This is a genomic window from Streptomyces bohaiensis (assembly GCF_012033785.1).
Taxonomy (GTDB): domain Bacteria; phylum Actinomycetota; class Actinomycetes; order Streptomycetales; family Streptomycetaceae; genus Streptomyces; species Streptomyces bohaiensis.
Window position 1 is genome coordinate 1 of sequence record NZ_JAAVJC010000153.1, and the last position, 11,613, is coordinate 11,613.

Here is an 11,613-nt window from a genome sequence, read left to right on the forward strand (position 1 = left end):
GGGCGACGCTGACCGGGGCGACCCGGGCGCCCGGGCCCGCCGCGGCCCCCGCGCGGCGACCCGCCCCGGAGGACGGGTCACCTGCGGCCTCGGGCCGTCGATCGGCCGGGGTCAGGGCGTCACGTCGATGACTCCGGCGCCGGCGTACTGCTCCACGGCGGACTTGGCGTCCGCCGGGCTGTCGGCGTCGAACGCGTACGGCGGGGTGAAGTCCGTGGTGGACTCCAGGTGCTCGTGGGGGCTGTCGACGAAGGCGTTGTCGACGAGGTTCCAGTAGCCGGTGGCGTTGGAGCCGTACCACCAGCCGACCGGGCCCTCCGGGTAGCCGGCGTGCGAGTCGTCCTCGCCGCTGCCGACGTTCTCGAACCAGTTGCCCTCGACCAGGACCTGCGAGCCCATCCGCGCGTTGACCGCGGAGCCGTCGATGTCCTCCAGCAGGTTGTTGGCGAAGTGGACGTCGGCGTGGCGGATGAGCGGGATGCGGGTGTTGAGCCGCTCGAAGTGGTTGTGGTGGTACGTGATCTTGTCGGGGGCGGAGCCGGCGCTGTCGTTGTGGCCGACGAGCATGCCCTTCCAGTGGTCGTGGAAGTGGTTCCACGAGACCGTGACGTACGCGCTGTTGTGGGTGATGTCGACCAGTCCGTCGTAGTGGTCCTTGTCGACGTCCCGGGTGCTGCTGAAGGTGTTGTGGTCGATCCAGACGTGGTGGCTGCCCTCGGTCACGGTGATCGCGTCGCCGTCCCCGAGTCGCACGTGGTGGATGTCGAGGTTGCGGATGACGATGTTGTCCGCGCGGGTGACCTTGATGCCGGCGCCGTCGAACTCCGCGGCGTCGCCCACGCCGAGGATGGAGACGTTGGAGACGTCCTTGACGTCCATCTTGTTGCCGGTCAGGTTGTCGGGACCGACGGTGGTGTCGACGTGGATGACCAGTCCCTCGTCGGCACCGGCCCGGCGGTGCTGGTTGAGCAGGTCGTACATCGCCCTGCCGGGGTCGCTGTACCCGGCGTCCGCGGCGTACTCGCTGAGCAGGTACTCGTGGACGACGTCCGCGCCGAACCCTCCGGTGGTGCCGCCGGCCTCGGCCGCGTACCCGAGCGGTACGTCGCTGTGGGGGTCGGCGGCGGTGGGACCGGCGACCGGCGGCGGCGCGGTCGGCTCGGCCGCTCCGGCGGTGGCACCGCCGAGACCGGCGGCCCAGCTGGCGGCGAGCAGCGCGGCGGCCCCGGTTCCCGCGATCCCGGAACGGACGAGCGTCTTCCTCTTCACGGACATGGTGCGGCTCCTTCCAGCCGGGGAGGTGTGGGGGACACGGACTGCGCGAGGGTGGGGGCGCCTCGGAATCCCCGGCTTCGACCCACAGGGTGCAACCGCTTGCAGGGTGGTTGCGGAAGCAGCGTCCCGAAGGCCCCGAGGGCTGTCAACCCACTGCGCAGCGACCTCAACTTGGGCGCCAGTCAGGACAGTTGACCTTGACCAGTGCGTTGCGAACCGTTGCACAGCCAGGCGGCCGCCTCGGACAACCCACGCCACCAGTGGGTTCCTCGCCGCGGAGCAAGCGCTTCCCCAAAGCCGTATGGCAACCGGTTGCAGATGTGCGCCGGGAGCCACCCCGAAGGCCGACTCGGGGCGGGACCGGGAGGGGGCGGGCCTCAGCCCAGTCGCAGGTTCCAGCGGCCGCCGCCGCCGGAGAGGCTCACGACGGAGAGCGGGTGGACCTCGGTGCGCCAGTAGGCGAACGGCGGCGCCTTGAGCGCGTAGAGCATCGCGGCGCGGATCACCGAGGGCTCCGTGACGGCGACGACGCGGCCGTGCGGTCCGGCCGGTCGGGTGTCCAGCCAACCGCCGACCCTGCCGACGAAGGCGATCAGGGTCTCGCCACCGTGCGGCGCGGAACGCGGGTCGCCGAGCCAGAAGTCGACCGCCGCCGGCTCTCTCGCGGTGGCCTCGCCCAGGGTCAGCCCCTGCCACCGCCCCATGTCGCAGTCACGCAGCGCCGGTTGGGCCAGCGGGGCGAGGCCGAGCACGTCCCCGGTCTGGCGCGAGCCCGTCGTCGGCGAGCAGTACCGCAGCTCGGCGGCGGCCAGCGGAGCCAGTGCCGGCACGGCACGTTCCACGCTCGCCCAGCCCGCGGCGTCGAGCGGGCGGTCGTCGCCGAAGCGGGCGTCGTCGAACGAGGAACTGCGGGCAGCGGCTATCAGCGTGACCAGCATGGCGGAATCGTACGAGTACTCGTATTCCGACACCACGGTCCGCGAGGAATTGTCACGGCCCTTTCGGCGATCCGGGTAAACCGGTTCCGGGCCACTGCCGGGGGTTCTCACCGGGAAGCCCATGACGACGGGCGGATCTAGCATGGAAAGGGCCAGCTCACAGCCCAGACACGGCGGGAGGTCCGTGATGCGAGCCCACACCGGGGACCGCGTGGTCACCCACGGCAGGACGGTCGGGGACCCCGACCGGGTCGCCAGGATCGTGGAGGTCCTGGGACCGGACGGCGCTCCTCCGTACCGGGTCCGGGACGAGGACGGCCACGAGACGGTCGTCGCCCCCGGCCCGGACACGACGCTCCGCCACCGCTCCGGCGAGACCTGACGAGGCGCTCCGGTGCCGCGCCCGCCGGGGCGGGTACGGCACCGGACGACGCCGCCGGTCGGCCCCGGGGGCGGTCAGCGGTAGTGGTCCTCGTAGACCCGTGACATCGCGCCCAGCGGGTCGGCCTTGACCTGGCTGGCCGCGAAGAAGACATGGCCGGTGACCTCGGGGGCCTCGGCTGCCAGCGTGAGGTGCCGGGAGAGTTCGGCCGGGTCCTGCCACGCGTCCGGCTGGGCGGCGTCGCCGACCTTGTACATCGCCTCTCCCACGATCAGCCGCACCCCCGTCCCCGCGCACACCTCCGACCACCACGGGACCAGCTTGGCGTAGTCGGCGGCGGCGAGCCCGATGTGCCAGTACAACTGCGGGACGACGTAGTCCATCCACCCGTTGCGGACCCAGCCCCGGGTGTCGGCGAACAGCTCGTCGTAGGCCTGGAGGCTGCGGGTGTCCGACCCGGCCGGGTCGGTTCCGCGGTTGCGCCAGACACCGAATGGGCTGATGCCGAAGGCGAGGTCGGCGCGCACCGCTTTGACCCTCTCGTGCATCTCCCGCACCAGGAGGTTCACGTTGTTGCGCCGCCACTCGCCCAGGTCGTCGAAATCACCGCCGTATTCGGCGAAGGCCTCGGCGTCGTCGAACTCCTCGCCCGCCACCGGATAGGGGTAGAAGTAGTCGTCCCAGTGCACCCCGTCGATGGCGTAGTTCTCCGCCGCGTGGATCATCGCCTCCTGCGTGAATCGGCGCACCTCGGGAATTCCCGGGTTGTAGTACAGACCGCCGCCGTAGCGGACCACCCATCCGGGGTTGCGTCGGGCCGGATGGTCGGCGGCCAGTCGGGCCGGATCGTCGTGGTTGGCGATCCGGTAGGGGTTGAACCAGGCGTGGAGGGCCAGGCCGCGTGCGTGCGCCTCCTCCACCGCGAACGCCAGCGGGTCCCATCCGGGGTCCGCGCCCTGCACGCCGGTGAGCCAGGACGACCAGGGCTCGTGCGGCGAGGGCCAGAAGGCGTCGGCCGTGGGCCGGACCTGGAGGAAGACGGTGTTGAGGTTCCAGCGGGCGGCGTCGTCGAACAGCGCGCGCAGCTCGCTGCGGACCTGCTCGGCCGACTGTCCCGGCTTGGAGGGCCAGTCCCCGTTGTTGACGGACGCGATCCAGACGCCGCGCAGCTCGCCCTCCGGCCGCCACGCGGCGCGCTCGCCGGGGGTGGTGTCGGGTTCGGGGTCGCCGCCGCCCGGCGGGGTCGCGGCACCGGCACGGGTGAGGGCGAGCGAGCCGATGGCCGCGCCGGCCGCGACGGCGGTGAAGGTTCTGCGAGTGAGGTGTCCCACGCGGTACTCCGTCTGTCGGGTTCGGGGTGCTCGTTCCGGTTCTGCGAGGGCCGGCGCGGTCGGGCCTGTGCCACTCTGTCGGGCCAGCTCTATCAAGATGACCCGATCGGCACCCGCCTGACACGGGGGTTCTGCGAAAAGTTCGTGTCGAACAGCGCGCACGCGGCCCACCGGGGCGCACGATGGTCATGCGCGCTCCGCAAGGCCCCGCAGCGTTCCGTCACCGGCACTGGCACGGGGGTGACCCCCCGCCGCCGCCGGGGACCGGGCCCGGGAGTACGGTCGGTGCCGGGGGGCGGTCGCACGGCACGGGAGCCGCGCCACCGGCAGTGCTGTCTCGGCGAAAGGGCACGGTGTGACCGACATCGAACGGGTCGGAGTGGTGGGCTGCGGCCAGATGGGCGCCGGGATCGCAGAGGTCTGCGCCCGGGCCGGACTGGACGTGAAGGTCGCGGAGACGACGGGCGAGGCCCTGGAGCTGGGCCGGTCCCGGCTGGTCAACTCGCTCCACCACGTCACGGAGCGGGGCAAGATCAGCGAGGCCGAGCGGGACGCCACGCTGGAGCGCCTGTCCTTCACCACCGACCTGGGGGAGCTCGCCGACCGTGACCTCGTCATCGAGGCGGTCGTCGAGAACGAGCAGGTGAAGCTGGAGATCTTCCAGGTCCTGGACCAGGTGCTCACCCGGCCGGACGCCATTCTGGCCTCCAACACCTCCTCGATCCCGCTGGTCAACCTGGCGGTCGCCACCACCCGCCCGCAGCAGGTGCTGGGCGTCCACTTCTTCAACCCGGCGCAGGTGCAGAACCTCGTCGAGCTGATCCCCGCGCTCACGACCTCCGAGGAGACCCTCCGCCGAGCGGAGGACCTGGTGGTTCGGGTACTGGGCAAGCACTCGATCCGCGCGCAGGACCGGTCCGGGTTCGTCGTCAACGCGCTGCTGATCCCCTACCTGCTCTCGGCGATCCGGATGTTCGAGGCCGGGGTGGCCGCCCGCGAGGACATCGACAACGGGATGGAGCAGGGCTGCGCCCATCCGATGGGCCCGCTGAAGCTGGCGGACCTGATCGGGCTGGACACGGTGGTCTCCGTGGCGGCCTCGATGTACGAGGAGTACAAGGAGCCGCTGTACGCCGCTCCCCCGCTGCTCCAGCGCATGGTCTCCGCCGGACGTCTCGGCCGGAAGACCGGCGCCGGCTTCTACACCTACGGCTGAGGTCGGCCGATGAGCACGGTCTCGGTGGACTTCGACGGGGTGATCCACGCCTACCGCCGCGGGTGGGCGGACGGCACGATCTACGACCCGCCGGTGCCCGGCGCCCTCGACGCGCTGCGGACCCTGATGTCCGAGCACGCGGTTTTCGTGCTGACCAGCCGGGACCCGGAGCAGGTGGCCCCGTGGCTGGACGGTCACGGGTTCGAGACGGTGGTCGACCGGCACACCGCGCGCCGACGGTTCTGGAACGGGCGCGGCAAGCTCCTGGTCACCAGCCGCAAGCTGCCGGCCTCCGCGTACATCGACGACCGTGCGGTGCGGTTCACCGACTGGGACCGGACACTGCGCGAGGTCGCCGAGCTGAGGTGAGGCGGGGCGCGACCGCGGCGCGCCCCGCACCCGGGCGGGGCTCAGGCGGAGCGGCGGCCGGCGGCCTTCCTGGGCGCCTTGCCGGCGGCGCTCTTCTTCGCCGCCCCGTCCTTCGCCGCCGTCCTGCCGGCGGCGCTCTTCTTCGCCGCCGTCTTCTTCGCCGGGCTCTTCCCGGTCGTGCTCCCGGCGGTGGCCTTCTTGGCGGCGGTCTTCTTCGCCCCGGTCCTCGTCCCACCCGCTCGACCGGCGCCCCCGCTCGCCGTCTTCTTCGACGCGCCGCCGGACCGCTTCCGGCCACCGCCGGACCGCCGCGACCCGCCGTCGGTGATCTCGGTGACGGTCGCGGTGCGACCCTCCCCGTCGGCGTCCGGTTCCTCGGTCGCCTCGCCTCGGGCCCCCCGGGCGGCTCGGACGCTGTCCTGCAGTGCGGACATCAGGTCGACGACGGCTCCTCCGGTGGGTGCGGGAGCCGCCTGCTCCGGCTCGACGCCGTTGAGCTTGGCGGTGACCAGCTCCTCGACGGCGCTGCGGTACTCGTCGTGGAGCTCCGCCAGGTCGACCTCGCCCAGCGAGTCCATGAGGGTGTCGGCGAGGTCCAGCTCCGCGTCGCGCACCGTCACCCTGTCCTGCGGGGCGATGCCGGCCGCCGAACGGATCTCGTCCGGCCAGAGCATGGTGTGCATCCCGAGGACACCGTCCTCGCCGGGGCGCAGCAGCGCCAGTGTCTCCCGGCCGCGCATCGCGAGTTTCGCCACCGCTCCCTTGCCGGAACGCGCCAGCGCCTCCCGCAGCAGCACGTAGGGCTTGTCGGCTCCGGTGTCCGGGGCGAGGTAGTACGAGCGGTCCAACTGGATCAGCTGCACCGAGTCGACGGGGACGAAGCCCAGGATCTCCACCGTGCGGGCGGTGGGCAGCGGCATCTGCGCCAGCTCGCTGTCGCTGACCATCACGACGGAGCCGTCCGGCGCCTGATAGCCCTTGCCGATCTCGTCGCCGCCCACTTCCTGGTCGTCGATCTCGCAGACCTTGCGGTACCGGATGCGCCCGCCGTCGGTGACGTGCAGCTGCCGGAAGGAGACGCTGTGGTTCTCGGTGGCCCCCACCACCTTGATCGGGATGGTGACGAGCCCGAAGGAAATGGCACCTTTCCAGATGGATCGCATGTTCTGCCCCTTTCGTGCCACTCTTCGAGTATGACGGTCACCGAGGTCGAGGGGCGCCGCCTCACCCTCACCCATCTCGACAAGGTCATCCACCCCGCGTCGGGCACCACCAAGGGCGAGCTGGTGCATCACTACGCGGTCAACGCGGGCACGATCCTGCCGCATCTGCACGACCGGCCGCTGAGCTTCCTGCGCTATCCCGACGGCCCCCGGGGGCAGCGTTTCTTCACCAAGAACGTGCCGCCGGGTACGCCCGGCTGGGTGAAGAGCGCGGAGGTGCCCCGCCACGGCGACTCCCCCGCCCGGCAGGTCCTCGTCCAGGATCTGCCGAGCCTGGTGTGGGCCGCCAATCTGGTGGTGGAGTTCCACACCCCGCAGTGGCGCACCACCGAGCCCGAGCAGGCCGACCGACTCGTCCTCGACCTGGACCCGGGCGCGCCGGCGACCGTGGTGGAGTGCTGCCTGCTGGCACGCTGGCTGCGCGAGCGGCTGGCCGAGGACGGGTTGAGCGTGTGTGCCAAGACCTCCGGCTCCAAGGGGCTGCACCTGCTCTGCCCGCTGGTCCCCACCCCCGCCGCGGAGGTCGCGGCCTACGCGCGGTCGCTGGCGGAGCTGGCGGCGGCGGAGCTGCCGGAGCTGGCGGTGGCGGTGATGCGGCGCGCGGAGCGGCCGGGCAAGGTCTTCGTGGACTGGAGCCAGAACGCGGCCGCGAAGACCACCGCGGCGCCGTACACGCTGCGCGCCCGGGAATTCCCGGAGGTGTCCACCCCGGTCACCTGGGAGGAGATCGCCGGCTGCGGCGACCCGCGGGAGCTGGCCTTCACCCTGTCGGACATCCCCGGGCGCATCGCCGTCCACGGCGATCTGCTGGGCGGGCTGCTCAACGCCGGTCACGCCCGACCGCTGCCCGGTCGGCGCTGACCGACGCCCCCGGTACCGGTCCGGCCCGGGCGAGGAGCGGGGACGCGACCGGGCCCCGGCCCCCGCGGTCAGCGGCGGGGTCCGGGGCCCGGTCGGCGGCGTGCCGCGTCAGGCACCGCGCAGCGTGGCGCCGAGCTGCTCCCCGGCGGCGGCCACCGCCGCCTCGCGGGCCGCGGTCACCTCCTCCGCGGTGAGCGTGCGGTCCGCGGCGCGCAGCCGCAGCGTGTAGGCGAGCGACTTCCGGCCCGCCTCGATCTGCTCACCGGTGTAGACGTCGAACAGGTCGAGCGACTCCAGCAGTTCTCCCGAGGCGTCCCGCAGCACGCGCTCCACCGCCGCCGCGGGGACCGAGCGGTCCACCACCAGCGCCAGGTCCTGGGTGGCGACCGGGAAGGCCGACACCCGCGGTGCGCGCAGCGGCCCGGAGCCCGCGGCCTCGACCAGGTCGAGGTCCAGCTCCATGGCGCAGCTGCGCTCCGGCAGGGAGAGCGCCTTGACCACGCGGGGGTGGAGCTCGCCGGCGTGGCCGACGAGGACGCGGTCGCCCTCGATGGTCGCGTACAGCGCCGCGCACCGGCCCGGGTGGAACGGCGCGTACTGCGCGGAGGCGATCTCCAGCTCCGCCGACGCCTGTGCGGCGACCAGGCGCGCGGCCTGGATCGCGTCGGCCCAGTCCGCGGGGCGACCCGCGCCCCACCAGCCTGCCGCGGCGCGGTCGCCGGCGAGCGCGACAGCGACGTGGCGCGGCTGGTGCGGCAGCGCGGCGTCCAGCCGGGCCAGTTCCTCGGCGCTGGGCCGGCCGGACACGCCGGGCCGCACCGGTGCGGGCTCCTCGCCCGTCGGCAGGAAGACCGTGCCGCTCTCGAAGAGCGCCAGGTCGTGGCTGCCGCGCCGGTCGTTGCGGCGCAGGGTGGCGAGCAGCCCCGGCAGCAGCGTGGTGCGCAGCTCGGGCTCCTCGTCGGAGAGCGGGTTGGCCAGCGTCACCGTCCGCAGCCGGGCGTCCCCGTCGGTGATCCCGAGGTCGGTGAGGACGCGGCGGCTCAGGAACGGGTAGCTGGGCGCCTCCACGTACCCGGCGCCCGCCAGTGCCCGCCCGGTGCGGCGGCGCAGCCGCTGCGTCTCGGTCAGTCCGCGGCCGGCGGGCGGCCGGGGCAGCGTCGAGGGCAGGTGGGCGTAGCCCTCCAGCCGGATGACCTCTTCGGCGAGGTCGTTGGGGGCGAGGAGGTCGGAGCGCCACGTCGGGACGGTGACGGTCAGCTCGTCGCTGCCGTAGACGTCGCAGCCGATGGACTGCAGGCGGCGGACGACCGTCTCCCGGTCGTAGTCGACGCCGGCGACCCGCCCCGGGTGGGTGGCGGGCATCAGCACGGTCCGCGGCGTGGCGACGGAGCTGACGTGGGTGACGCCGGGGTCGGCGGTGCCACCGCCGAGCAGCACGAGCAGGTCGACGGCGCGCTGCGCCGCGGCGGCCGCGGCCTCCGGGTCGACGCCGCGCTCGAAGCGGCGTGAGGCCTCGGAGGACAGTTTGTGGCGCCGCGCGGTGCGCGCGATGCCGCGCGGCGCGAAGTGCGCGGCCTCGATGACGACGTCGGTGGTGGCGGTGGCGCCCTCGCCACCGCCCGCGGTGATCTCGGTCTCGGCGCCGCCCATCACGCCGGCCAGCCCGATGGGGCCGCGCCCGTCGGTGATGACCAGGTCCTCCGGGTGGAGGGTGCGGCGGACGTCGTCCAGCGTGGTGAGCTTCTCCCCCGGCTCGGCGCGGCGGACCCCGATGGGGCCCTCCAGCCGGGCGCGGTCGTAGGCGTGCAGCGGCTGACCGAGCTCCAGCATCACGTAGTTGGTGATGTCGACGGCCAGGGAGATGGACCGCATGCCGGCCTTCTCCAGGCGGCGCCGCAGCCACAGCGGGGAGGTCGCCTCGGGACGCACACCGGTGACGGTGCGGGCGACGAACCGGTCGCAGGCGCCGCGGTCGGCGACCTCCACCGGATAGCCGTCGCCGTTGGGCACCGGGACGTCCAGCAGCGCCGGGTCGCGCAGCGGCAGGTCGAAGGCGATGGCCGTCTCGCGGGCCAGGCCGCGCAGCGACAGACAGTAGCCGCGGTCCGGGTTGACGGAGATGTCGAGGATCTCGTCGACCAGTTCCAGCAGCTCCATCGCGTCGGTGCCCGGCTCGTACTCCGGCGGCAGCACGATGATGCCGTCGTGGTCGTCGCTGGTGCCGAGCTCGGAGGCGGAGCAGATCATGCCCTCGGAGACCTTGCCGTAGGTCTTCCGCGAGGAGATGGCGAAGCCGCCGGGCAGCTCGCCCCCGGGGAGGATGACGACGACCTTGTCGCCGACCGCGAAGTTCCGCGCGCCGCAGATGATGTTCTGCGGCTCGCCGGTGCCGTTGGCGTCGCCGACGTCCACCTGGCAGTAGCGGATCGGCTTCTTGAACTCGGTCAGCTCCTCGATCGCCAGCACGTGGCCGACGACGAGGGGGCCGGTGAGGCCGGCGCCGGTGCGCTCGACCGTCTCGACCTCCAGGCCGGCGGCGGTGAGCGCCGCGGCGACGTCGCGGCCGGTCACCTCGGCCGGCAGCTCGACGTATTCCCGCAGCCAGGAAAGCGGGGCCCGCATCAGATCTCCATCCCGAACGGCCGGGTGAACCGGACGTCACCCTCGACCATGTCTCGCATGTCCTCGACGTTGTGGCGGAACATCAGCAGCCGCTCGATGCCGAACCCGAAGGCGAAGCCGCTGTACCGCTCGGGGTCCACACCGCAGGCGGTGAGGACGCGCGGGTTGACCATGCCGCAGCCGCCCAGCTCGATCCAGCCCTCGCTGGAGCAGGTGCGGCAGGGGCGGTCCGGGTTGCCGACGGAGGCGCCGCGGCAGACGTAGCAGACCATGTCCATCTCGGCGGACGGCTCGGTGAAGGGGAAGTGGTCCGGCCGCAGCCGGGTCTCCATCCCCTCGCCGAACAGCGAGCGCACCATGTGGTCCAGGGTGCCCTTGAGGTCCGCCATGGTCAGGCCCTCGTCGACCGCCAGCAGTTCCACCTGGTGGAAGACGGGGGTGTGGGTGGCGTCCAGCTCGTCGGTGCGGAAGACGCGTCCGGGGCAGACCACGTAGACGGGCGGCTCGCGGTCCAGCAGCGAGCGGATCTGCACCGGGGAGGTGTGGGTCCGCAGCACCAGGCCCGCGTCGTCGGGGCCGACCTCGCCGCCGCCGGGCGGGCGGACGAAGAAGGTGTCCTGGGTGGTGCGGGCCGGGTGGTCCGGCCCGATGTTGAGGGCGTCGAAGTTGAACCAGTCCGCTTCGAGCTCCGGGCCCTCGGCCACCTCGTAGCCCATGGCCGTGAAGATGTCCTCGATGCGGTCCATGAGGGTGGTCAGCGGGTGGCGTGCGCCGGGGCGGACGCGGTCGTAGGGCAGGGAGACGTCCACCGCCTCCTCGACCAGGACGCGCTCGTCGCGCTCCTCCTCCAGCCGCTCCTGCCGGGCGGCGAGCGCCTTGGAGACGGCGCCGCGGGCCTGCCCGACGCGCTTGCCGGACTCGGCGCGGGCCTTCGGCGGCAGCGCGCCGATCTCGCGGTTGGCCAGCGCGAGCGGCGAGCGGTCGCCGCTGTGCGCGGCCTTCACCTCGCGCAGCGCGTCGAGGCTGTCGGCCGCGGCGATCGCCGCGAGCGCGTCCTCGCGCGCCCGGTCGATCACTTCGGCTTTCAGCGCTTCGACCTCGACGGGGTCGTATGACTTATTGGGTGCCGACATCGCTTCTCGGTGTTCCCTACTTCCGGTGTGCCTGGCGCGCCCGCTCGGCGGCGGCGGTGGTGCCGGGTGCCGAGTCTACGGCGCGCCCGGTGGGCGTCGCGCCCCGTGGCCCCGCTGCCTGCGGCGCCGGGGGCGGTGGGTGCGCCCCGACGACCTGCCCGACGGGCTGGTGATCGCCGACAGCCAGGGGCGCGTCACCTGCTTCAACGCGGAGGCCGCCCGGCTGACGGGCACCGATCCCGCACAGGCGCTCGGCTCCCCCC

Annotated in this window: 11 protein-coding genes; 5 read left to right on the plus strand and 6 right to left on the minus strand. The window is 73.0% G+C overall.

What is annotated here, in order from left to right:
* Positions 1 to 111: 111 nt before the first annotated feature.
* Positions 112 to 1,275: a pectate lyase family protein gene (locus HCN52_RS16290; RefSeq protein ID WP_168089179.1), complete on the minus strand. Its 1,164-nt coding sequence runs from the start codon at positions 1,273 to 1,275 to the stop codon at positions 112 to 114.
* Positions 1,276 to 1,652: 377 nt separating this feature from the next.
* The gene (locus tag HCN52_RS16295) at positions 1,653 to 2,213 is read right to left on the minus strand and encodes a histidine phosphatase family protein (protein WP_168089180.1); all 561 of its coding nucleotides are present in this window, start codon (positions 2,211 to 2,213) and stop codon (positions 1,653 to 1,655) included.
* A 187-nt stretch (positions 2,214 to 2,400) separates the two neighbouring features.
* On the opposite strand from HCN52_RS16295, the gene HCN52_RS16300 reads away from it, so the two are divergent.
* Positions 2,401 to 2,595 carry a DUF1918 domain-containing protein gene (locus HCN52_RS16300; RefSeq protein ID WP_168089181.1) on the plus strand — a complete coding sequence of 65 codons (195 nt, stop codon included), beginning with the start codon at positions 2,401 to 2,403 and terminating at the stop codon, positions 2,593 to 2,595.
* Between the two features lie 74 nt (positions 2,596 to 2,669).
* Here the strand turns inward: HCN52_RS16300 and HCN52_RS16305 are convergent, their stop codons facing one another.
* Positions 2,670 to 3,926 (minus strand): glycoside hydrolase family 10-like protein, encoded by a 1,257-nt coding sequence (locus HCN52_RS16305; protein WP_168089182.1) that lies wholly within the window; start codon positions 3,924 to 3,926, stop codon positions 2,670 to 2,672.
* A 355-nt stretch (positions 3,927 to 4,281) separates the two neighbouring features.
* Here HCN52_RS16305 and HCN52_RS16310 point away from each other — a divergent pair, with 355 nt between their 5' ends.
* The gene (locus HCN52_RS16310) at positions 4,282 to 5,142 is read left to right on the plus strand and encodes a 3-hydroxybutyryl-CoA dehydrogenase (RefSeq protein WP_168089183.1); all 861 of its coding nucleotides are present in this window, start codon (positions 4,282 to 4,284) and stop codon (positions 5,140 to 5,142) included.
* Positions 5,143 to 5,151: 9 nt separating this feature from the next.
* Positions 5,152 to 5,511, plus strand: a complete 360-nt coding sequence (locus HCN52_RS16315) for an HAD family hydrolase (protein WP_168089184.1) — start codon at positions 5,152 to 5,154, stop codon at positions 5,509 to 5,511.
* Between the two features lie 41 nt (positions 5,512 to 5,552).
* On the opposite strand, the gene ku is transcribed toward HCN52_RS16315, so the two are convergent.
* Entirely contained in the window at positions 5,553 to 6,674 is a 1,122-nt protein-coding gene (ku, locus tag HCN52_RS16320; protein WP_168089185.1) for a non-homologous end joining protein Ku, read from the minus strand.
* Between the two features lie 30 nt (positions 6,675 to 6,704).
* Here ku and ligD point away from each other — a divergent pair, with 30 nt between their 5' ends.
* The gene (gene ligD / locus HCN52_RS16325; RefSeq protein WP_168089186.1) at positions 6,705 to 7,595 is read left to right on the plus strand and encodes a non-homologous end-joining DNA ligase; all 891 of its coding nucleotides are present in this window, start codon (positions 6,705 to 6,707) and stop codon (positions 7,593 to 7,595) included.
* A 108-nt stretch (positions 7,596 to 7,703) separates the two neighbouring features.
* Here ligD and pheT read toward each other — a convergent pair whose 3' ends face one another.
* Together pheT and pheS are read right to left on the minus strand one after the other, a co-directional pair.
* On the minus strand, positions 7,704 to 10,217 hold the full coding sequence (gene pheT, locus HCN52_RS16330; RefSeq protein ID WP_168089187.1) for a phenylalanine--tRNA ligase subunit beta: 2,514 nt from the start codon (positions 10,215 to 10,217) through the stop codon (positions 7,704 to 7,706).
* A complete protein-coding gene (gene pheS / locus HCN52_RS16335; RefSeq protein WP_168089188.1) occupies positions 10,217 to 11,350 on the minus strand; it encodes a phenylalanine--tRNA ligase subunit alpha in 1,134 nt (377 codons plus the stop codon). The genes pheT and pheS overlap by 1 nt, the downstream gene beginning before the upstream one ends.
* 118 nt (positions 11,351 to 11,468) lie before the next feature.
* On the opposite strand from pheS, the gene HCN52_RS25515 reads away from it, so the two are divergent.
* Positions 11,469 to 11,613 (plus strand): PAS domain-containing protein (locus tag HCN52_RS25515; protein ID WP_245175204.1); only part of this gene is annotated, 145 nt, incomplete at its 3' end.

What these genes read in the sequence shown, in the direction of transcription:
- HCN52_RS16290 (WP_168089179.1), bottom strand. Translation starts at nt 1,275, where the DNA reads ATGTCCGTGAAGAGGAAGACGCTCGTCCGTTCCGGGATCGCGGGAACC.
- HCN52_RS16295 (WP_168089180.1), bottom strand. Translation starts at nt 2,213, where the DNA reads ATGCTGGTCACGCTGATAGCCGCTGCCCGCAGTTCCTCGTTCGACGAC.
- HCN52_RS16300 (WP_168089181.1), top strand. Translation starts at nt 2,401, where the DNA reads ATGCGAGCCCACACCGGGGACCGCGTGGTCACCCACGGCAGGACGGTC.
- HCN52_RS16315 (WP_168089184.1), top strand. Translation starts at nt 5,152, where the DNA reads ATGAGCACGGTCTCGGTGGACTTCGACGGGGTGATCCACGCCTACCGC.
- ku (WP_168089185.1), bottom strand. Translation starts at nt 6,674, where the DNA reads ATGCGATCCATCTGGAAAGGTGCCATTTCCTTCGGGCTCGTCACCATC.
- ligD (WP_168089186.1), top strand. Translation starts at nt 6,705, where the DNA reads ATGACGGTCACCGAGGTCGAGGGGCGCCGCCTCACCCTCACCCATCTC.
- pheT (WP_168089187.1), bottom strand. Translation starts at nt 10,217, where the DNA reads ATGCGGGCCCCGCTTTCCTGGCTGCGGGAATACGTCGAGCTGCCGGCC.
- pheS (WP_168089188.1), bottom strand. Translation starts at nt 11,350, where the DNA reads ATGTCGGCACCCAATAAGTCATACGACCCCGTCGAGGTCGAAGCGCTG.